The organism is Pontiella desulfatans (assembly GCF_900890425.1).
Taxonomy (GTDB): Bacteria; Verrucomicrobiota; Kiritimatiellia; order Kiritimatiellales; family Pontiellaceae; genus Pontiella; species Pontiella desulfatans.
This window is the reverse complement of record NZ_CAAHFG010000002.1, coordinates 1,268,809-1,291,732: the sequence shown is the minus strand read 5'-3', so window position 1 is coordinate 1,291,732 and position 22,924 is coordinate 1,268,809. Positions and strand designations below refer to the sequence as shown.

General features: G+C 58.8%; 14 protein-coding genes. 1 reads left to right on the top strand and 13 read right to left on the bottom strand.

The window, feature by feature from the left end; genetic code table 11:
* Nucleotides 1–184 precede the first annotated feature (184 nt).
* The 13 genes from E9954_RS20820 to E9954_RS20760 all read right to left on the bottom strand — a co-directional run bounded on the left by E9954_RS20820 (nt 185) and on the right by E9954_RS20760 (nt 19,166).
* Nucleotides 185–511, bottom strand: coding sequence for a hypothetical protein (locus E9954_RS20820; protein WP_136081193.1), 327 nt, complete (start codon nt 509–511; stop codon nt 185–187).
* A 10-nt stretch (nt 512–521) separates the two neighbouring features.
* Nucleotides 522–1,316 (bottom strand): hypothetical protein, encoded by a 795-nt coding sequence (locus E9954_RS20815; RefSeq protein ID WP_136081192.1) that lies wholly within the window; start codon nt 1,314–1,316, stop codon nt 522–524.
* Between the two features lie 11 nt (nt 1,317–1,327).
* Entirely contained in the window at nt 1,328–1,840 is a 513-nt protein-coding gene (locus E9954_RS20810; protein WP_136081191.1) for a ferritin, read from the bottom strand.
* Nucleotides 1,841–1,890: 50 nt separating this feature from the next.
* Nucleotides 1,891–2,778 carry a bifunctional methylenetetrahydrofolate dehydrogenase/methenyltetrahydrofolate cyclohydrolase FolD gene (folD, locus tag E9954_RS20805; RefSeq protein ID WP_136081190.1) on the bottom strand — a complete coding sequence of 296 codons (888 nt, stop codon included), beginning with the start codon at nt 2,776–2,778 and terminating at the stop codon, nt 1,891–1,893.
* Nucleotides 2,779–2,880: 102 nt separating this feature from the next.
* A complete protein-coding gene (locus E9954_RS20800; protein WP_136081189.1) occupies nt 2,881–4,149 on the bottom strand; it encodes a hypothetical protein in 1,269 nt (422 codons plus the stop codon).
* A 123-nt stretch (nt 4,150–4,272) separates the two neighbouring features.
* The gene (locus E9954_RS20795; protein ID WP_168442462.1) at nt 4,273–5,676 is read right to left on the bottom strand and encodes a sulfatase; all 1,404 of its coding nucleotides are present in this window, start codon (nt 5,674–5,676) and stop codon (nt 4,273–4,275) included.
* 1 nt (nt 5,677) lies between these two features.
* On the bottom strand, nt 5,678–7,630 hold the full coding sequence (locus E9954_RS20790; RefSeq protein ID WP_136081187.1) for a sialate O-acetylesterase: 1,953 nt from the start codon (nt 7,628–7,630) through the stop codon (nt 5,678–5,680).
* A gap of 69 nt (nt 7,631–7,699) precedes the next feature.
* Nucleotides 7,700–10,510, bottom strand: a complete 2,811-nt coding sequence (locus E9954_RS20785; protein WP_136081186.1) for a glycoside hydrolase family 71/99-like protein — start codon at nt 10,508–10,510, stop codon at nt 7,700–7,702.
* 33 nt (nt 10,511–10,543) lie between these two features.
* Nucleotides 10,544–12,514, bottom strand: a complete 1,971-nt coding sequence (locus tag E9954_RS20780; RefSeq protein ID WP_222847262.1) for a sodium:solute symporter family transporter — start codon at nt 12,512–12,514, stop codon at nt 10,544–10,546.
* Nucleotides 12,501–15,152: a glycoside hydrolase family 38 N-terminal domain-containing protein gene (locus tag E9954_RS20775; RefSeq protein ID WP_136081185.1), complete on the bottom strand. Its 2,652-nt coding sequence runs from the start codon at nt 15,150–15,152 to the stop codon at nt 12,501–12,503. The genes E9954_RS20780 and E9954_RS20775 overlap by 14 nt, the downstream gene beginning before the upstream one ends.
* A 90-nt stretch (nt 15,153–15,242) precedes the next feature.
* The gene (locus tag E9954_RS20770; protein WP_136081184.1) at nt 15,243–16,814 is read right to left on the bottom strand and encodes a sulfatase family protein; all 1,572 of its coding nucleotides are present in this window, start codon (nt 16,812–16,814) and stop codon (nt 15,243–15,245) included.
* Between the two features lie 11 nt (nt 16,815–16,825).
* Nucleotides 16,826–18,103, bottom strand: a complete 1,278-nt coding sequence (locus tag E9954_RS20765) for a hypothetical protein (RefSeq protein ID WP_136081183.1) — start codon at nt 18,101–18,103, stop codon at nt 16,826–16,828.
* Between the two features lie 724 nt (nt 18,104–18,827).
* Nucleotides 18,828–19,166: a cupin domain-containing protein gene (locus tag E9954_RS20760; RefSeq protein WP_136081182.1), complete on the bottom strand. Its 339-nt coding sequence runs from the start codon at nt 19,164–19,166 to the stop codon at nt 18,828–18,830.
* Between the two features lie 174 nt (nt 19,167–19,340).
* Between E9954_RS20760 and smc the strand changes: the two genes are divergently transcribed.
* Nucleotides 19,341–22,916, top strand: a complete 3,576-nt coding sequence (smc, locus tag E9954_RS20755) for a chromosome segregation protein SMC (RefSeq protein ID WP_168442461.1) — start codon at nt 19,341–19,343, stop codon at nt 22,914–22,916.
* The last annotated feature ends 8 nt before the right edge of the window (nt 22,917–22,924 follow it).

Here is a 22,924-nt window from a genome sequence, read left to right as displayed (position 1 = left end):
ATGGTCTCACCACAGAGGACACGGAGGCACAGAGAAATATAGCAATCCCGCTCCTCAGTGCCCTCTGTGGTAAAAAAACGAATCAGTTTAATTTGGTATGAGCTTATCCGCGTTCATCTGCGGTTCATTTACGTTTCCAGGATGAAGGAAATACAACGAATGCCCCAGATGAATGGATTCGTTGCTACAATTTCACGTAGTCGACCGTGAGCGCCGGCACCGGCTTGCGGGGATTGACCCGTTTCTGGATTTCGATGGTTTTCCCGGTGCCCATGATGGATTCGCAGCCTTTCATCATCTTCCACCGCTTTTCCTTGGGATCGAGGTAGAGGATGCTGTATTTGTAGCCGACCTCGGTATCGAGGCTCATCGTCAGAATTCCGTCCGTGCTTTGCGAAATGCCCAGCTTGGGTTTGTGCTCCGGCTCAACCTTCTTTGAAACGCAACCGACGGAAACCAGCAAACCGGCCGCCAGCAACATTGCCGCCATACGTTTGAATCCAATCATCATGCCACCTGTCCTAGTTGTTGGCCGGAACCGTTTCGGGTTCCTCCTCGACGACGGCTTCCTGCGCCGTATCCGCACCGAGCACAACCGCTTCGGGGGCGGCATTGGTTAGCGGATTGGTATCCGGATCGTCCGGCAGTTCCATGGCGGGCGTCTCTTCGGCTTCCTCCGCAGGCACGGCAACCGGCTCTTCGGCAACCGCCGCTTCGGGATGCCGCACGGCAACCCAATAACGCAGGTCGTTCGAGCCGACCATGATCCCCTTCTTGAAATGCTCATTCAGACGCTTGTGGTACCAGGAGACGTTCAACCCTTCCGGATTGATTGCCTCCAGCGGGAGGTTGTAGTTTTCGGCAAAGGCTTGCCATTCCTTGTATTTGAAGTCGAAATACTGGCCGGCCAGATGGATCAGCGGACGTTCTTCAGTGGTTGTGATCTTGTAGACCGCACCACACCAGGCTTCCGGCGGGACCAGGCTGTCGGGCACGGGCACGCCGGCCTTCTCCACGATCAGGGCGGAATCCGGCCCGGTTCGGAAAAAGGCCCCTTCCCTGAATTTTTTGACCGTCACATTAACCCACTCGGTTCCCGTCCAACCGTGCAACGAAACCGAGCCATCGACGCCCACGGCATAGCTCATCAGCAGCAACCGCTGGGAACCCGCAATGTCCATGCCGATTCGTTTGGCACGGTCTTCCCGAGGAACCAGCAAGAGCGTTACTTCGTTCTTGCGGGAGGCCAGCGAAGCAGCGGCAACACAAACAACCAGGGCGATCACAAGACCGGTAAATCGTCTACGGAGGATCATGGCACTATCTCCTACTTGGCGGTTAGCGGAACCGGCGCGGGGCGCCCGGCCAGCTTTTGGTCGATCATCATCAGTCCGCTCTTATCGCCCCCGACCATCCGGAGCGGGGCAAGAATATCATTCACATTGGCCTCCTCCTCGACCTGTTCGGTCACATACCACTGGAGGAAGGTCTGTGTGGCATAGTCTTTTTCCTGCACCGCGAGATCCATCAGCTGGTGGATCATCTTCGTAACGAACTGCTCATGCTCCAGCGTTTTCTGGATGATTTCCAGCGGGGTACCGTATTCTTTCGGGGGTTCCTCAATCGCTTTGAGATGCACGGCACGGCCCTGCCCCATAATATAATCATACATCTTGGTGACATGCATGATCTCCTCTTCATACTGCATCCGCATCCAGTGTTCAAAACCCGGCAAACCGATCGTATTGCAATACGCCGACATGGCCAGATACATATAGGCCGAATAGAATTCCTTGTTCACCTGCTCGTTGAGCTCTTCCTGCATTTTTTCCGAAATCATAACTACCTCCATATTCCCTTCGTTTAAGAACTATCCACCTAACACCAAATTCAGTCAATCCCGTTGGCGCGCTTGGCCGATTCCACCGTATTGAACAACAGCATCGTAATCGTCATGGGGCCCACGCCGCCCGGCACCGGGGTGATCATCGAGGCCTTTTCCTTGACGGCCTCGAAATCGACATCGCCGACCAGGCGGTAGCCGCGCTCGCGGGAGGCATCCTCGACCCGGTTGACGCCCACATCGATCACCACGGCGCCCTCTTTCACCATATCGGCGGTGATGGTGTTCGGCCAACCGGAGGCGGCAATGATGATGTCCGCCTGGCGGGTGTGGTGGCCGAGATCCTTCGTTCGGGTATGGCAGAGGGTAACGGTGGCGTTGGCCCCCTCCTTCTTCTGCAAGAGCATGTTGGCCACCGGCTTGCCGACAATGTTGCTGCGCCCGACCACCACGACGTGCGCGCCGGAGGTTTCGACCCCGCTCCGCATCAGCATCTGCACCACCCCGTGCGGCGTGCAGGGCAGGAACGCCTCCTCGCCCACCATCATCTTGCCGACGCTCATTGGATGGAAGCCATCCACATCCTTGTCCGGATCGATGGCCAGCAGCACCGCGGCTTCATCGATATGCTTTGGCAGCGGGAGCTGCACCAGAATGCCGTTGATCTTCGGATCGTTGTTCATCCGCTCCACCAGCGCCAGCAGCTCCTCCTGCGAGGTTTCCGCCGGCAGGCGGTTGTCGTCGGAAAAAATACCAATGTTTTCGCAGGCCTTTTCCTTGGCCGAAACATACGACTGCGACGCCGGATCCGCCCCGACCAGGATGACGCCCAACCCCGGGACAATCCCCTTTTCCTTCAGGCCGGCGACTTCCGCCTTCAATTCCTCGCGGATATCCGCCGCAATCTGCTTACCATCGATAATCTTTGCCGACATATTTTTTTCCCACTTTCAGGCCATAAATAATTGATTTCGGAACAATACCGCCCCGGCAAAGCCGCCGCAAACCCGATTTCCACTTTTCACGCCAGCAACGGGCTACAACGAGATTTCGCTGAATTTACCGCCGGCCTGCTTGCGCGAGAGAATGCTTAGGCGTGCACCGGCACCGGCCTGGCCGGGATCGACAAACAGGATGGCATCCATGAATCCGTCGGAATTGGCATCGGAAACCCCCAGCAGTTTGATGGAACCCGCGGATTCCCATGGAAGGTCCGCCGCAGCGGCATGGGTGAAATCATAGCCCGAAACAAAGTCCTGCGCCGCCTTCGCCTTCGGTTTCCGCAACAATCCGCGCAGTGCGGTGATGGTGCCCTCGAAACGCTGATGGCTGGCCGTGAGCTGGTCGTATTTCGCAGGGTCGCCGGCAAAGCCGCCAACCTCTGGCGCATACCCGTCGGGATTATCCAGCAGCGGAAAAAGCTGCTTGCCCAACGACGGATGCACGTTTTCCAGCAGCGCGGCGGTCTCCTTGGTCTGGCCCAGGCGGGCGCCATAATAGACCGCATCGATCAGCTTCGTTCCCAGCTCCGGCGGAACGGTTCCGTTTTCCGCCGCCCGCAAGGCATCCAACTCGTTCGGCTCGAACTTGATTTTGTCAAAAGCCTCGGCAAACAAGGCCTGTTCCATCTCGCGGTCCCGCAGCTTGCGCTGCCCCTCGAAGCGCCAGCACCGCGCCACCCGCGGCTTGTCGTGGATCCGGGCAACATTCAGCCCGAACGTATCCCAGCGCAGTTCGCGAACCCCCACCGGCAACCCGTTTTCGCCCACGATCCAATCCGGCGCAACGCGGTTGCGCGTCATCACCATCACCCGGCGGTCTGTCTTGGTATCGAGGAAAAACAGCCGTTGGGTGGTCCCGATCGTCTGGTCCGACGTGCCGAGGAACAGGCCGACCGTTGTTTTTTCCGGCGAAAAGAACGCGAAGTGGGGCAAGGCATCCAGCTCCAGGGCTTCTCCCCACGGAATTTCGGCCAATCCTTCCGACAGCCCCACATCCACCGTTAGGCAAGGGCCGGCGAACTTCACGGCCGGCGAGGTGATGGCCGCAACGGTCTTCAACGCCGAGCCCGGCTGGTGGATCTTGCAGGAGAATTCATTATGGCCCAGTTGCAGCACTCCGCCGTCCAGCTGGACCGGCATCCTGGGCGTGGGCACCTCGATCACCACCCGCGGCTCCTGTTCCGCCACCAAAACATCGCGTTCCACGGCCACCGGCTCGCTCGGCGGGGCATCCTTGCCACATCCCGAAAATGCCGAAACCACCAGAAGCGCCAAGAGCCCCTTCATCCAATCCGTCGCACCCATACCCGCACCTACATCCTTTCCACCAGCAACAACCCCTCACCACCGATAGCACATGAAAGGTTGAACCATAGCCACGAACCGGCGCTCCAGCAAGTATACATCCCGATGAAAACAGAGGGAGCCCTACTTTTCCGGCTCGGGCATGGCCTCGACCAGCTTTTGCATCCGCTGGACGACGGGCGCATATTCCGGATTGCCGGCCAGGTTGTAGTGCTCGCCGGGATCTTTTGAATGGTCGTAGAGCGCGCGGCCCCCGCCTTTCCAGACGATGTAGCGGAAGCGCGGGTCGCGGACGGAGCGGTCGGCATTGACATAGGAATAGGCCATCTCCCGGCGCTCCGCGTTCGGATTTCCAAGCATTGGAACCAGACTGGTTCCATCGAGCCCTTCGGGGTTCTGCAAACCGCAAAGCTCCGTCAGCGTTGGATATACATCGATAAATTCAACAATGCGTTCACACGTACCGCCAGCCGTTTTCATGTTCGGCGCGGCAATGATCAACGGCGCACGGCAGGAACGCTCAAACAGCACCGCCTTGTTCCAGTAGCCCTTCTCGCCCACCTGATAACCATGGTCGCCCATAAAGACCACCACCGTATTGTCCAGCAGCCCCTTGGCTTCCATATGATCCATCACCACGCCGAACTGCTCATCCATGTAGGAGATGCCGGCATAGTAGGCGCGCATCGCCTCCAGCTTGCGCTGTTCATCCATGGAGTCGAACGCCTTCTTGAAAACGTCGTAGAACGCGTACATCGGCACCTCGCTCGCATCGTCCGGCGTCACCGGAAGCGTAAGCGACTCCAACGGATACAGGTCGAAGAAACGCTTCGGCGCAAAATAGGGGTCGTGCGGCCGCGCGAAGCCTGCCGCAATAAAGAAGGGTTCGCCCGACTCCACCGCCTCATCAATGCGGTTCACCGTGGCGCGCGCCGTACGGCCATCCTTCAGAAATTCCTCGCCCTCTTCCACCGAACGCCACGTAAACCATTTCACGGTATCGTCGGCCAGCATCCGCCCTTCGCCTTTGGTCTGTCCTTCATCGCCCCAGCCGAAATAAAACTTCGGGTCTTTATTGGTCGGCAGCAGCCCGCCCGTCCGGACATTGGAAATATGCGACCACGACTGCGGGTCTTTCTGATGAAACACCTTGCCGGTCGTCACGGCACGATAGCCGTTGTTTTTAAACACCTGCGGCAGCGTCACGACATCCGGCACCACCTCGCGGATGTTCTGCCCGTTGTCCAGGTTTCCGCTCGTCCCCGGATAGAGCCCCGTCAGAAACGAGTTGCGGCTCGGATTGCACAGCGGATACTGGGAATAGGCCTTATTGAATACCATGCCCCGCTCGCGGAACCGGTCGATGTTCGGCGTCTGCACCACCGGATGGCCGTAGCAGGCCATATCCACATTCAGGTCGTCCACCACCACAAAGAGCACATTGAGTTGTTCCGGCGGTTTAGATGCACCCGCCAAAACCAACCCGGCGGCAAAAACACCAGCCAGCACTGGAATCATTTTCCTCATACTAGTTCTCCTGAACATAAATCCCGCCGACGATCAGCCCGCCGGTGGACTGCAAACGGATATCCCCTCCGTTGCACCGCTTGGCAAACTTCCCATCCGGCAATTCAAAATCAGCGACTTTCCATACCCTGGAATTTTTAAGCTCTATCTCACCGCCCGGTTTCCAGCGTCCGGGAATCTTTCCGGCGAAGATTTCATCGGAGGTGGAATCGTAACGCAGTTGCATGGATCCAAAGCCTTCATCAAAATAGACCACGCGAACAACGGCTTCTTTCGGTGCATCAAAACCAGCCTTCGCGTACAGATAGCTCCCCTCGGCCTTGCTTGACTGCAGGCCGGACACGTCTAAGGTCTGGAATGTTCCATCGCCCGCGTTCAGCAGCTCCATCGCATCGCCCCACGCCAGCTTAACGCCATTGAATAGCTCGCCGAGCTTTTCGCCCGTCAGGTTCGGTTTCGGAAAATCGTCGGTGCGGAACGGCGAAGCCGGCATGCCGTTGCCGCCATACAGATTGCAGAGGGGGAAGTTGGCCCAGCCATAGCGCACCGCCACAGGCTCCTTCACCTCGGGCGACCAAACCCGCACGGAATCCTTCGATACAATTCTGGCCTGAGCTTCCACAAAATTCCGGTCAGCACCGCAGATGGTGAATCCCTTCAGCTCATCGGCTTCAGCCACAACCGCATCCGCGCCCTTTCCATGCAGCGCACCCCGTTCAACATTCATCGCCACCCGCATGGTTTGGAGCCCGCCGGAAACGTTTTCGAACTGAAGCAGCGCCTGGCCGTTTTTGACCGTTGATTTTTCAACCATTGGAAAACCGGCGTCCACCTGGGGATCATCGAGGGCCGCCGCCAAAACCGCCAACCGCTCGCCGGGAAGGTCTTTCGCCTGCGGGTGGATGTCCATGGCTTCACCGCCATCGATGATCACGGCCATTCCAGTGTTTGGAATTGTTTCCAGACATTGGAACTGCGCCTCGCGCTGCCACGCCCACCCTTCCGACGGCGCATCCCAGTTGACGCGGTCGTAGGGCGCGAGCTGCACGAAAAGGAATGGAAAGCCATAGCCCCACTCCGCGCGCCACGACGCGACGAGGTCGCCCATCATTTCCGTATAGATCTCCGAGTATTGCGAGTCGGACTCGCCCTGGTACCAGATGCACCCCTTGATCGCGAAGGGGGCCAGCGGATGGATGGTTCCATTATAAAGATGGGAGGGCGCACGGATGGCACCGGGATTCCCCTGCGACGGTTTCCAGTTGGGGTTCGATGCATCCAGGAAGCGGGCATAGTCCGGCTGGGCCTCCAACACCTCGCGCGGCATCCACATGTTGGCCTGGGTTCCACCGCGGTTGGCGTAGAGCAAGCCGACCGGCACGCCGGCATCGCGCTGGAGCTTCATGCCGAAAAAGCCCGCCGTCGCCGAAAACTCGGCGGCGAATTCCGGCGAGCACGCCTGCCAAGAGTCTTTAAAGAAAGGATCAATAACCAGTTCCTTGATCGGCTCCGCACTACCAACCCCGCCCTCCTTGATTTTAAAGAAACGCAGCCGGTCGTTGGAAAATCCATCCTTCACCCGGTCCCAGATCAGGTAGCGTTTCATGGTCTGGGCCATGTTGGACTGACCGGCACACAGCCAAACATCGCCAATGAGCACATTGGAGCGTGAAACTTGAGACTTGAGACTCGAAACTTGAAGGATTTGCAAGTTCGTCGATGCGTCCATGGGATCGAGCATCACCTGCCACTCGCCACCGGCACTTGCCACACCAATCTTTTTCTGGCCGGCAAACCCAACCGAGACCTTCGTGCCGGGATCGGCGGTGCCCCAGATCGGAACCGGTTGATTGCGCTGGAGCACCATGTTGTCGGTGAACAGTCCGTTGAGTTGCAGTTCCGCCGAAGCACAAGCGGCAACAAGCAACGACAATACAATAACGGTACTCTTCATCTTCACCTCACTAGCGAAAGCCACCACATAGTGGCGGCTTTACCAGTAGAGCCTGCACTACGTGCTGGCTCACTTTTTGTTTTTGTAGGCTTCCGCCGTGCGCTTGTTCACATCGTCGTGCCCCTCGCGCTCGGGAATGCGATCCGTCACCGGCGCCTTGCCGCGCGCCATCTTGGTGGCCTCGCCGACGAGCCAGAGATAGTGGTCGGACGGCAGGCCGTTGTAGGTATGGAACGTACTCCCACCCACCGGCGGATTGTCGGAAACCTTGAAGATCTGCGTGCCTTCGTCGAGCTCGTCGAACATGGCCTGGTAGATCATGGTCTGACCGTTTTCCAGATGCGCGGCAACCTGCGACCAGAGGAACTGGCCATCCTGGCGATCGATCCACGCGCCGGGGTTTTCGTGCGGGAATTCCTTCTTCAGGTTCGACCACGTGAAGCCGGGAAAAACGACGGGCATGAATTCCAGCCCGTTTTCCTGACACCAGACCCGGTCTTCCTTTGCGGTGCCCTCTGCATATTTAATGGCTTCGACCACTTTGCCAAAACGACCCACCGTCCAGGCGGAAACCACATCGGCCGCCTTGTAGACCGGCTCCCATTTTTTGAAGGAGGCGCCATCGCCCATGCCCGTACGCCAGCCGGTGGCGGTTCCGAGCATGACGGAACACCCGCCATACTTCGGATCGTTTTTCAGGAAGTCGACCATTTCAGCCACGTCTTCAGCCGTGTAGCCGCGCCGGAAGCCGACGCCCCAGATGGCCACCACCGGTTTACCATTGTGCTTCTGATAGGCTTTATCATACGGATCGCGGGTGATGTTCATTTCATCGACCAACTGCATCCAGTCTTCCTTGAACGTCTCGACATAGTTCTCAGGCATCGCGGTGAGGTCGTACATAATGGCGTAGGTGCGGCCATATTGGTTGGCACCGTCGCGCACATGCTCGAGCACCTTGTTGTAGGCGTGGCCGCTGAGGATGGCCTCCTGGTCGCCGTCGATGGTGGTTTCCATGATGAAGCGCTGCACGAAAACACCGTCGATGCCGTAGTCCTTCATCCACTTGAAGTGGCGCACGGTGGTGTCGCGCACATGCGAGCTATAGACATAGGCGGCGGAGCCGTCGGCATGCCGGAACTGGGTCTTGAATTTTTCATGCTCGCCGAGCTCGCTCATGTCCGGCCAAAAATCGATACCGCAACGCCCGGGCCAGAAATCGCCCGCTTCGCCGGGCAGTGCCTGGCTGCGCCAGTGCACCCACGAAAGGCCGGAACCATCGGACGGTGCACGGTACCAGCCCTGATAGCCGCACATCACCTTGCCGAGCAAGGTCGATTCATCGACGCGATCGATCTTGAGCAAATTGCGCTTGTCTTCGAGCAGTGACGCGAGCGCTTCCTTATAGAGGTCCAGCGCCGCAGGGAACTTTCCCTGGTTGCGGATCAGCTCGTTGCAGATGCCGAACCACAGCCCGACGCGGTACGGATGCAGGTCCTCCGGCGCAACATAGCCAAACTTGTTCTTGAATTCCTGGCTCGCCATCATCGCACGGCGCAGGCCGTCGGCATTGAACTGGCGCTCCCGAAGCTGTTTTGATTTTTCCTTCAGCCCCGCTTCGTCGGCCGGGCGGCCGAGCATTTCGAGATAGGCCGCCTCGACGACCGCCTTGACCTCGGCATCGCCATAGTCGTGCATCTGGTAGCCATGTTCGTCCTCCGGCGCAAACTGCGTGCGCAGCAAATGCTCGATGTGGCGCTTGGCGGGAACAAAATCGGATTGAAGCTGACAGTCATTGATCGTCCCGTTTGCATACAGGAACGGCGCGGGATCATCCGGCGGATTCTTGTGGTCGCCGTATTCGGCGAGGCCGGAATAGGACGCGATACTCTTGTTGCCCTCGATTTTCCAATCCTTGAGATCGTGGGCCACCATGCCGTAGGCCGCCGCGCCGCCCGCTAGCGTATTGCCCGTCACCTCGCCGCCGACCAGGGTTTTCCCGCGCCAATGCGGCACCCACGGAACGCAACCGACCGGAATGTGCATGTGGATGCGCGCGCCGAAAGCATCGACATAGTTGTTGCGTATGATCGAGCCGCGGTAGTCGAACTTCGTTTTTTCTTTATCGATGGCGTAGTAGTCCAGGCCATCGACCAGATTGATTCCACCCAGGGATTCGCGCGACACCGAAGCAATGACATTATCCTCCACCACGGTGCCGGGCGCGCAGTAGAGCACGACGCCGACGTCGGTCGGATCGATGATGAGGTTGTTGCGGATCATCGAATCTCGCGCCGCGCAGGAGATGGCATCGCCCCAGCCGAAAGGCTGCTCATTGGCTTCTCTGCCATTCCCCCGCGGATCAACGCCCGCGCCGAAGAAGAGGTTGTTTTCAGCCAGCAGATTGGAAGCTCCTTCATGGAACTTGAGGGTTGCCCAGGTACGGGTGCTCATAAAGACACATTCACGCACAACCTGATCGTCGCCACCGTCGCCACCGAAGTGAACCAACGGCGGCTGGCCGCCCCCGCCGATTTTAGGTTTAGGTACAACGGACATACGGTAGCGGTTACCATCAAAGATGACGTGCTCAAGCTTTGCGCCTTTCACGCCGCCGCCGTTAAGCAGCATCATCACGCTTTCATCCGCAATACGCAGTGTTGCGAAATCTGAAGGTACCTTGGCACCCTTCGTATAAATCTTCTGCCCTTCTTTTTTGAGGCGCAGCGTGGCTTTCACATTATACACAACACCCGGCTTCAGTTCGAGATCCTCGCCCCGATCCAAAACCGCCTGCAGATCGTCACCCGGACTGACGACAGCACCAAAAGCACCCACCGCCAAAGCAGCACAACTGCTCATCAGAAATTTCTTCATCATCTCTCCTTTAAATATACTCGGTATGAAATCAGGTTAATCTTCGTAGAAGTTGGTTTCCGGCTGGTTGCGCCACCAGATAAAATAGAGTCCGGCAAAAGCCGCCAATCCCAGCACGAATGAACCGGCAAAACCTTTCCAGTTGTGGATCACAAACAGCATCGGCACCAGGAAGATGCAGACCTGCCAAACCATAGCGCACGGCAGTGCGAGCAGGTCGTTACGGTGCTCAATGCTCACCTTCCGCTTCTCATCTTCCGGCAGCTTGTTCTTCAGATGGCCCCAGATACCCATCGGGCGGGTCTTGAGATACATGTTCTCCAGCACATCAGGATCGGTCGGTTTCGTGAGCAGAGTGGCTACGATGGAACCGATCAACCCGACAATCATCACAAAGCAGAATTGGTACACCTCGTTAAGATCAGGCACGATCAGGCGCTGAACAATCGCGGCCGACAGACCGACCAGGGTTCCGATAGCGCTGCCTTCTCCATTAAAGCGCCACCAGTAAAGACGAAGGAAACTCGGCACCAGGAAACCGGCACCGAAGCCCATCATCATCCAGCCCCAGATTTCGTTGATACTCTCCAGGGAACGGGAGAAGAGGAAACTGAGACCGACGAGCGATATTACGGTTATCCAACTGGCCAGGATGAGTTCTTTGGTCGAAGCCTTCGGCCGGAACCACACTTTATAAATGTCGTTCACAAATTGGCTGGTACCCAGGTTGACCCAGCTGCCGAAGGTTGAAAGGGCGGCGGCAATCAGCGCGATCACCAGAATACCGCGCATGCCCTTGGCCACTTTCATCATCAGCACCTGCGAAAGGATTTTCTCCGGATTCACCGTGCCTTCAAAACTGATGAGGTTCATTTTTTCAACAAACTTGTCGTCGCCGAGAATCTGCTGCAGCGAGGTCACCAATTCAGCGTCATGCTTTTCGGGGGTATTCGCAATCGAGGAGATCAGATCGCCCCACAGTGGTTTAGCCGTATCCGGATATTCGGCCTGAATGACTTCAGCGGCCTGCTGGATATTGGCCTGATTCGGGATCAGCTCGTTCACCAAATACAGACCGAGCACAGCAATGCCGATCATCAACGGCCAGCGGAAGCTCATCAGTCCCGTCCAAAGCATGGAAAGCTTACTGCACTCGCGGTCATTTTTTGCCCCGAAGTAACGCGGATCCGCACCGGTGCCGATACCGGCGACGACCGTCCGAAGCAGATAGAAGCCGGAGAAGATGATGAGATGCTTATACACCTCATAGCCTTTCGGCACGTGCACTTCCCACTTCGGCATGCCGCTGATCCAGTCCGGATTACCGGTTACGGCCAAGGCGACGTCTGCAACTTCCTGCGAACTTCCAACACCGGCAAACGCCGTGATGGTCACATAGATGACCGCCGCGATGATGATACAGGACTGGAACAGGTCGGTGAAAATCACACCATAAAACCCGGACATCATCGTGTATGGAGTTGCAAGAACCAGAAGACCAATTGAACAGGTTGCCGGAGACCACGGAAGGAAGGTGGAAAGAAAAATACCGGCACCGATAATCAGATACGCGAGCATACCGATCGAAGTCAGCACTGTGGCAATCACCGCCATCAACTGGGATGCGCGCCCGCCCCAGCCATCGCCGAAGCGGAAGATATTCCACTGCGCCCCCGTAAGACAGCCGGAACGGCGGTGCCACTTGCCGGTCCAGAGCATCATGAACGGAAGAACCAGAACCGCGCCGCCGCGGAATTCAACAAACAATCCCTGAGGCCCCATCATAAAGAGGAACGAAACAATCACGGCCGTGCCGGCGAGATCCAGGAATGAGGCCATTCCGGAGATGCCCATGCACCACCAGGGGATATTCCCGCCGCCGCAAACATAGTTGTCCAGGCTTTTCGAGGCCTGGGCCTTGAGGTAGAACCCCAGTCCGATCAGTACGGCCACATAAAAGATCATGAAGGAATAGTCGAGTTTTCCGAAATAATCAATCATTGTCATTTGTTTCTCCAATCCTCTTAGTAAAGCGTAGCGTAACAATTTTTTTCGCGCCAACCTTCATTCCCGCCGACCACTCGGCACCGCCCGTGCGCTCGTCCAAATCCGACACCCGGGCCTCCAGCTTCGGCGCCTCGGCGACCATCGCGTTTTCCGCGGGGTTGAAGAAGCGCAGAATCCATGCGGCCCGGTCGTGCGCGCGCTTCAATGCGCTGAACACGGCCTTTTCATCAAGGGCCAGCCCTTCGCGCTGCAGCGGGAAATTGATTTCCGGGTCGCCCGGCAGGCGGTGCCAATATTCCTGAAGCCCGGGCTCGCCGACATAGGGGCGGCCGCCGCTGAACTTGCGGCTATCCACCGCATCGAACACCGCCAGCAGCGGAACCTGGAAACCCTGCATTTCGCGCATCAACGCGGCTTCGGTCGCCTGCCCCGGCCGGATGGCCAGGCGATACGACACCTTGCGCAGGCATTGGTTTTCCGGCGCGTCCCACATCGGGTCTGGCGCATGGGTGTCCTGGCAGCACATGGGGTCGTTGGCGATGCGCGCGGTGGAGCGCATCAGCGTGAGGGCGATGGTTCCGCGGGCATCGCGCAGGTGCTCGTATTCATAGATCCCGTTGTTGAAAATGGAAAATTGCTTGTTCCAATCCTTCACCGAAACGAGCCCGTTGTTGGGTTCGGTCCAGTCGTCGCGCAAATCCGGGAAGGGCGGGGAACCGCTCCGCCGAACACAGTCGAACGGCTGGGAGCTGAGGCACTCGTCGGAATGTACATCCGTATGCACCAGCAGGCGCAGGCGGTGGTTTTCGCGACGGTTGTCCACCTCCGCCGAAACCGCGAGGTGCCGGCACCCGGCATCCAGCCAAAGGTGCAGCCTTACCCCGAAGGCATACGTGAGCCGCACGCCCCGTTCCCCGACGATGGCGACCTCGGGGTTGCCCGTGCAATCGATCGGCGCGGCCCCGGGGTCGGGCGTGAACCAATAGGATTCGCCCACATCCGCCACATCCTCGAAGCCGAAAATATCGGGGCTCTCGATCCCGGTCTCGGAATCGAGCAGGTCAACCTGCCCGTCGGCGCCCACCACAACGCGCATGAACTCGTTCTGCATCACCCAGCCCTGCGGCGCCGGACGCAGGGTGCTTGCCACCTCCGCCTCCTTCGCATTCCGATACAACCGCAAGGTGCGGTAGCCTCCGGCGGGAACCGCCAGGCGGAAACGGATGCGATGGTTGTGCACCCGCTTTTGGCCGGGCAGGTTGCAGGGCGTGAACAGGCAACGGTTGCCCTCACCCGTTGCCAGCAGTTCGAAATCGATGGCTTTCCCTTTTTCATCGATCAGGGAAAACGACTCGAACCCGTCGTCCAGCAACGGATGCAGTTCGGCCTCGACCATTTCGGCGCGTTCGTATGGAAGGGTATTCGCAACGGTCAGGATATATCCGTCGGAATCCATGCCCTTGCGGTCGATGCGCTGGACGAGATGGTTCAATCCCCGCCGGCGCAGTTCGTTCGCCGCATCGAGGATGCGCATGAAGCGGTTTTCGTTGTCTTGGTGAACGCGGTCGGCGCTGCATCCGCATATGCTGTCGTGCGCGTGGTTCTTCTGAAGCTCTTTCCATAGATAGTCGAGCATGTCGGCGGGATATTCCACCGCGCCGCCCGACCATTGGGCGAGATGGGTGTAGAGGGGTTCCAGCACCAGCTCAAGCAGGTTCTGGCACTGCATGTTGAGCAGTTTCAGATAGGGGCGCGAGGAGAGCGTGCCCTGCAGAATCAGGGTGGTGTCGCCGTGGCGCAGTTCGCCTTGGATCTCCGGCTTGGCCCGCCCCTCGAAATCCGCCGCGATTTTTTCCAGGCATTCAATCATGGTCGATTGCTTGATTTGCGCCGCTTCGCCCAGCCGCTTCTGGAGCCCGTCGAGAATGGGCAGCAGATCGTCCTGCGGTTCGAGATGGTCAACCCCGTTCATCAAGAGCTTGGTTGGCGTGCTGGAAATCGGCTCCAGGTTTTCCTCCACCAGCCTCAGATATGCCCAGGCCTTGCTGTCGTCGGAGGGGAAACGCTGCGCATTGTTGTACCAGCAAGCCAGGTTGACCGAATTCATGCGCGTGCCGTCGGCACCGATCCAGTCGAACTCCATCGGCATGGTCTTTTGCCTGAGCGCGCCATCTTCCGCGCGTTCATAGAAGCGGTAGCCGCGCGCGGCGAGCGTATGGAACACCCCGAAGCCCGCATAGATTTGCGGCAGCTGCCCGGTTAGGCCAAACTGGTCGGGCGCATAGCCGACGCGCTGGCACGCGCCCCATTCTTCCGCAAGGGTCGAGCCGATCAGCAGGTTGCGGACGGTGGCCTCGCCGCTGCACAGGTTGAAATCGTTCTGGACATACCACGGCCCCACCAGCAGGCGGCCTTCGCGGATGTGCCGCGCGATGTCGGCGCGCCGATGCGGCCGGACTTCGAGGTAGTCCTCCAGGCAGACGATCTGGGCGTCCATGTGGAAGACATAGTCCGGTTGCTGCTCGAAGATGGCCAACAGGTTGTCGACCAGGTCGAGCAGGCGCAGGCGCATCTCCTCAAAAGGCTGGTACCACTCGCGATCCCAGTGCGTATGCGATATGACGTGAAATTCCTTCATCTATTCTACTGCTTCTTTTTTGATGGGATTACGGGGCCAACGGGATGGACAAGGCCGAACAAGATCTTGCCCATTCCATCCACATTTGCCCTATCGGGTGAATTCGCCAAAGGGGCGGTTTTCGAATTGCTTCAATGCGTTGGAAAGCTCCTTCTTCATGCGCTGCGCGGCTTCCGGATGCTGCGTGAAGACGTTTTCGGTTTCCTCGGGATCGGTCTTGAGATTGTAGAGCTGGTCGGCCTCGAAATAGTGCGGGTTCTGGCTGGAGGCATGGTGCCCCAAATGGCCGTTGCGCGTCAGGTAGGGCCGGTCGATTTCGTTGCCCTCGAAACCCTTGAACTTTTCACCGCGGTCGATCTTTGCCTGGAGCTTTTCCGGGTAGCGGACGGAGATGTATTTCCACTCCTTGGTCTTGACGCCGCGCGAATGGCCCAGCTCGCCGAACAACACCGAGCGGACCGGCTCCTGGCTGCCGGACAGCACGGGCTTGAAGCTGACGCCATCCATCGCATAGTCGGCCGGAGGCTGGATGCCGCAGAGGTCGAGGATGGTCGGGGCAAAATCAATATTGCCCACGATGCCGTCATACTTCGACCCCGGCTTGATCGTCCCTTTCCAGCGAAGCACCATCGGCACGCGCATGCCGTAGTCGTGCAGCGTGGCCTTGCCGTGGCGATAGGAACCATGGTCGGAAACGAAGACCACCAGCGTATCCTCCTCCAGCCCCAGCTGCTTCACCTTGTCGAGGATCGCCCCGACGCCGTCGTCGAGCCAAAGCGCAAACGCCTTGTTGTCCTTGAACCCCGCCTGGCGGTTGCGCTCCAGCACATCGGCGCGCGATGGCAGGACCTCGAAGCCCTCCTCCACAAAACCCTCGCCGGTCATGCGCGGGTCGGCATCCATGGAAAACGTATTCGACCACGGCGCCGGGCCATGGTGCAGCGTGGTTGAAAAATAGAGGAAAAACGGTTCGTCGCCGGCGCCCTCCAAAAACCGGAACGCCTTGTCCACCGTCCAATCCAGGTTGTGGACGTTCAAGGCATCATTAAACAACTCGCGGAGGTTCGCCGCGTAAAACCCATCGACATAGTCGAAGCCGTACGGCTTCATGGCCTCGCACCATTTCCGGTGGTTGCGCTGCATTTTCGCGTTCACCTCGGGGTCCCTTGGGTCGGCATCCCTTGCGTAAAGCTCCAGGCCGGCCCTTTTCCAGCTGGCTTCGTTTCCCCCATGCTCACTGAGCCAATCATGGTTGATCAAATGGCTCTTTCCCACGAAGCCCGTTTTGTATCCGTTTTTACGGAGCAACTTCGCCAGGTTCCAGCGGTCTGGCTCCATTTCACCAATGTTTTCGACCTGGGTCTGGTCGCCAGGCGGATGCTCAAGCATGAAGCGTTCGCCGGTGCAGCGCCCGGCATAGCGCCCGGTCAGGAAACTGTAGCGCGACGGCGAGCAGACCGTGGACGTCACGTTGAAGTCCGTGAGGTAGAGCCCCTCCTTCGCCATTTGGTCGATGCGCGGCGTGTGCACCTTGCCGCCCATGAAACCGAGCGTGTCCCAGCTCTGGTCGTCGGTGATGATCAGGATCACGTTCGGCTTCTTCGCGGCAACCGCCCCGAACGCCACCCCCAGCAAACACAACATGCAAAACAGACGCTTCATGGCTTTCTCCTTTAGGCCAACGATGCTTCAAGTCTGCCGCAGGCGCGCTGGATTTCTTCCATCCAACGCCCCCACTGGTCGTCCACCACGGCCATGCTGGGTTTGGGATTCCAGTCCTTGTCGTAGACCGAAAAGTGCGCGGGCTTGAACATGCCGGGTTGCACCTCGCCTTCCGGAACCTCCGGCCCGTCGGGATCGGCGGCAACATCCACGAACTCCCAGCCGAAATGGGTGCTGTTGCGGATGGTGTTCAGCAGCAAGCCCTCCATCTCCTTGGCATGGTAGTCGGTTCCATTGATCGTCATATGCTCCGAAATCACCCAGTCGCGGCCGGTCTCCTCGTTCACCTGGCGCACCCGCTGGTAGGCCTTGAGGTTCGGCGCGCGGTCGGCATAGTGCCAGTGCCAGTTGACCTGGACGATATCGATGGCGCCGAGACCGCGCAGATAGACGATCGGATCGCCGCAGCGGGCCAGCACGCTCGATTCATCGGGATCGAGATAGTCGGCCGCCACCCAAATATCCGCCCCGGCGGCATCGCGGAAAGCCTGGGCATCGCCGCTCACCCAGCCAGCCAGCCATTCCGCACGGAAACGGTTCCAGACGGGATCGTAGATAAAATCCTGCGCAACCGGGAACGTGGTCGGGAACGGCTGTGCGTTCTCAACCCCGTTCTCGGCAACCCATGCTTCATAGGCCTCTTTCGCCCGGACGGAATAGTCGATCCAGACATCGCCCATGTATTGCGGCTCGACCGTGGTTTCGAAATAGAGAATCTTCGAGGCATCCAGCTTCGAGGTCAGATCGGTGATGTAGGCGCGCGACAAACGCAGATAGTCGTGCGAATAGAGCGAAGGAACCTTCGACATGTAGCCAAACTCGGTGTCGGACACTTCGTTGCCATCGATGCCCACCGCAATGTTCCCCGGACGCCCTTCCCAGAAACCGTCCGGTATCTGGCCGCCCCCCACGCCGTAGGTCTCCACCGACAGCGATGCGAACATGCCGCGCGCATTGATTTCCTCAACCAGGCGACTAAGCGGCTCGGTGTCCACATCCACCACCCCGTCGCCATCCCGGTCCAGATGGTGCCAATAGCAGTTCAACTCGATGCAGTTGTAGTTTTTTGCCTTGAGCAAATCCAGATCGGCAATCAGCTGCTCAATTTCACCCTTATCGCCAAAATTGCGCAACGGCTTTCCGATTTTCAGGAAGAGGTGCTCCCCCTCGACAAACAACTTTCCCTGCCTCAACTCAACGCGTTTCCCGTTAACAATCCGTTTTTTCATACCGCCCATCCTAACTGTTCCTTTGTGAATCCAGCGCTCAAGTTAAACGTTTCACCCTATTAGTCAACCGTTTTTTCTAATCAAACGCGTTCCAGTGGAAACGGCCACCAGGCCCTACGGAACTCGCACCGTAGATCGGCGCCCGCCCGCCCCACCAAGCAACGGCGCCATCATGAAAAAAAACTATAGGCTAGAAACGTAAATGAACCACAGATGAACGAGGATAAACACAGAGACCCACACAGGATATGCCTAACCGATATCCAACCCACAGGGCGGGTGAGACCAATTTCGTATCTTCTAGAATATCAGCGTCCATATGCGTTCATCCGTGGTTCCATTCCCGAGTTTAGTCCCTCTTCAAATCCTATCATGTTTGCGACGGATTTTTTTTACCACTGAGGACCTGGAGCAGCGGTGCCGCAACCAAATTATTTGAAGCTACAGATGAACACCGAAGACACGGATTTTTTACCACAGAGATCTCAGAGACACAGAGCATCCTAACCCTCTGTGCCTCAGAGTCCTCTAGCGCAGCGGGTGGTGAAAAAATTTGCCAGGAAAACAAGAAATTGACGGATAGTAGTACGGAGGCACAGAGGGATGGAGTTCTCTGTGTCTCGGTGCTCTCTAGCGACACGAAGTGAGGCTGGCGCGAAGCGACGGCAGCGAAGCGGCAACCGGGTGGTAAAATTTGGTTCCGGCTCCGCCGGGTTGGGATAAGTCAGCGCAATTCGTGCCCAGCGCGGTTTGCCGCCCGCTTGATCACCAGCACCTGCAACGTTTCAGCGGACTCGTTGCGCCAGCCGCGCGGCTCATTCGGCGGGCATTCGACCATTTCACCGGCGGACACTTCGCACTCCGCCCCGGAAACCGTGCATCGGCCCCGCCCTTCCAGCACGTAGAACGAAACCGCCAGCGGCAGCGCGTGCTCGGGAATCCCGCCGCCCGGTGCGATGGCCAGGTGCACATATTCACACCCCGCCGCCTCGTAAAGCCGCGTCCCTACACAACCGTCCTGGTCAAAGACCGTCTCGCCGTTTTCAACGTTGTAGATATCCATTCCTCGTCCTCCGAATTTGAGCAAAATGAATAGGGCAGAATAATGCCGCTGGCAACCTTTTGGAAACCATACCTTCACAATCCGTTCGGAACGCCCGATTTCCGCCAAAATCGGATTTCATCGCACTGGCCGACTGTGCTAGTTTCGGCGTTCATTTTTTGGGAGGAACTCCGCGTGTATTTGAAAACCTTGGAAATCGTTGGCTTTAAGAGCTTCGCGAACAAGACCAAGCTCGAATTCGAGCCGGGCATGACGGCGATTGTCGGGCCCAACGGCTGCGGCAAAAGCAACGTATCGGACTCGGTGCGCTGGGTGCTGGGTGAACAGCGCGCCCGGGCGCTGCGCGGCGCCAAGATGGAGGACGTGATCTTCAACGGCACCGATTCCGCCAAACCGCTCGGCATGGCCGAGGTGAGCATCACCTTGGCCGACTGCACGGAAGCGCTCGGCATCGAGTTTAACGAGGTGTGCATTACCCGGCGCGTGTTCCGTTCGGGCGAGAGTGGCTATTTCCTCAACCGCAAGGCGTGCCGCCTAAAGGATATCCACCGCCTGTTCATGGACACCGGCGTTGGCACCGACTCCTATTCCGTGCTCGAGCAGGGCAAGATCGACCAGATTCTCTCCGCGCGCCCGGAAGACCGCCGCACCGTCTTCGAAGAGGCTTCCGGCATCACCAAATACAAGGCCGATAAAAAGGAGGCCCTGCGCAAACTGGAGCACACCGAGGCCAACCTGCTGCGCTTGGACGATGTGATCCGCGAGGTGAAGCGCCAGATCATTTCGCTGCAGCGCCAGGCGGGCAAGGCCAAGCGCTTCAAGGAGCTCTCGGAAGAGATGCGCGGCCTCGACATCTATGTCACCAACCAGCGGCTGCAGGAATATGCCCGGAAGCTCAACGAACTGACCGGCGAACTGAATGTGCTGGAGCGCAAGGTGAACGAGCTGCACGAGCAGGTCGAAACCGCCGAAGACGAAGCCGAATCCTCGCGCAAGGCGCTCACCGAACTCGAGGAGACCATCTCGGTGGCCATGGAACAGGCCTCCGCCGCACGGAGCGAGCTGGAGCGCACCCGCAACCTGATCGCGATGAACACCGACCGCATCGCCGAGCTCTCCACCCTCGCCCAGCGCAATTCGCAGGAGACCGAGGAAGCCCGCATGCGCCTCGAAGCGCACCGCAACGAGCTGCAAAAAATCATCGACGACATCGCCGAGGCCCAAACCGCCAAGGCGGAAGCCGCCGAAGGGTTGGAGAAGGTTACCGCGGTCCAGAAGGACGTCGAAGAGCAGATGAACGGCACCCGGGCGCAGCTCAACAACCTGCGCAACGAGTCGGTCGCCCTCGATTCCAAGGCCTCCAAGATGCAGAACGAGCTCAACGCCCTCGATGCGCGCGACCGCGAGGCGATGCTCAAGAAGGAACGCCTCGCCACCGAGAAATCGGAACTCGAGCGCTCCCTCAAATCCTTTCTTGAGCGCGAGGAGGAAATGAACGGCAAGGTTGAAATGCTACAGGGCAAGGTGGCCGAACAGGCCGATACGCTCAACGCCCTCAACTCCGACCGCGCCAACCGCAAGGATTTGATTGTCGAGAACGAACGCAAGCTGAACGAGGCACAGAAGAACGCCGCCGCCAAGCGCGCACAGCTCGAAATGCTTTCCGGCGGCGAGGCCCGTACGGAAGGGTTCCCGCCCGGCGCACAGATGCTGCTCGATCCGCCCGACGACTATACGCCCGACCGCGCCGGCATCATCGGCCCGCTGGCCGAACAGATGACCACGTCGCCGGAATACCAGACCGCGCTCGAGGCCATCCTGCGCCCGTGCATCGATGCCATCGTCGTCCGCGACGAGGCCTATGCGCGCGAAGCGCTCAACTGGCTGCGCGACCAGGAGGCCGGCAGCGCCCGCCTGTTCAGCGTATCCTCCCCCAAGGAAGCGGCCACGCTCGATTCCTCCGCCATTGGCAAGGGGTTGCTCGACTGCATCACGTTCGACGATGCCGTGGCCCCGCTGGTGCGCCGCCTTTTCTGGAACGTGCGCGTGGTGGGTTCCGAAATGGAGATCCCCACGGTCTTGTCGGCCGACACCGTGGTCGCCACCCAAAACGGGACCGTGGTTTCCGGTTGCGGCGCGTCGGAAATCTGGATGCCCGGAACCGAAGACAAGAGCCCCCTCGCCCGCCACCAGATGCGCGAGCGGTTGCAGGTGGAGATCAACGCGCTGGAAACGGAAATCCAAGCCGTGGAAACCGCGCTCGAAACCCTGCGCGGTGAAGAGTCCGGCATTGCCGGCACCATCGAGAACGCCCGCCACATGCTCGAAGAGTTCCGCCGCGAACTCGCGCTGCAGGAGGGCGAACGGCAGGTCATTGTCCGCGAAACCGCCACCGCGCGCGACCGCGTTGAAACCGTTACGTTCGAACTCGACAACCTGACCGAGAGCGAAAGCGAAGGCGTTGAAATGCGCACCCGCCTGGCCAACGAGCTCCAGGAAATCCGCGACCGCCAGTCCGCCGTACGCATCCAGAGCGCCGAGCAGACCAAGGCTCTGACCGAAATCGAGGAACGGCGCAGCGATGCCCTGCAGATCACCTCGGAGCACCGGATTGTCTACTCGCAGAAATCGGGGGCGCTGGAGCATCTCAACAACCGTAAACAGCCGATGGAAGCGCGCATTGGCGAGCTCGAAGAACTGATCAACGACCGCACCGGCGGGATCGATTCCTACAACCGCCGCATCGAAGACCTGCGGGTTTCCATCGAGGACGAGCAGAACAAGATCGAGCCGCTCGAGATCCGGCTGGACGAGACCTCGCAGACGCTCGAAGCCGAACGCGCGCGCCGCGAGGAAACCATCCAGATCCTCACCACCGCCGAAAACCGGTTGCGGACCATCCGCACCGGGCTGGAAGCCGAACTCAACCGCAAATCCAAGTTCGAGGTCGAGAAGGCCGAATATGCCATGCGCTACGACAACGCGCTGGAACGCGTGACCGGCGCCTACCACATTACCAAGGAAGAACTCGGCGAATCCGAAGCCCCCCGCTGGGAAAACGACGAGGTGCCCGAGCGTGAGGTGATTGAAACCCGCGTGGCCGAGCTCCAGGCCAAGATCGATTCGATGGGCCCGGTCAACCTGGTGGCCATCGAGGAACACGCCGAGCACGAAGAACGCTATGCCTTCCTGAACAAGCAGCAGGAAGACCTGCTGGCGGCCAAGACCCAGCTGCTCGACATGATCAAGACCATCAACAACACCACCACCGAGCTGTTCAAAGAGACCTTCGACAAGGTGAACGAGCAGTTCCAGGAAATGTTCAAGCGGCTCTTTGGCGGCGGTTCCGCCAAGCTGGTTTTGACCGACGACGAGGACGTGCTCGAGGCCGGCATCGAAATCATTGCCCGCCCCCCCGGAAAGAAGCTGCAGACCATTTCGCTGCTTTCGGGCGGCGAGCGCACCATGACGGCGGTCGCCCTGCTCTTCTCGCTCTTCAAGGTCAAGCCCAGCCCCTTCTGCGTGCTCGACGAGCTCGATGCCGCCCTCGACGACGCCAACATCAACCGCTTTGTCGATGCCCTGAAGGATTTCCTCACCATGTCGCAATTCGTCATCATCACGCACAGCCGCCAGACCATTGCCGCGGCCGACGTGATCTACGGCGTCACCATGCAAACCCGCGGCATCTCCAAGGTGGTCTCGATGAAGTTCGCCGACTACACCGCCAACGAGAAAAATATGAAATAGGACGTAAG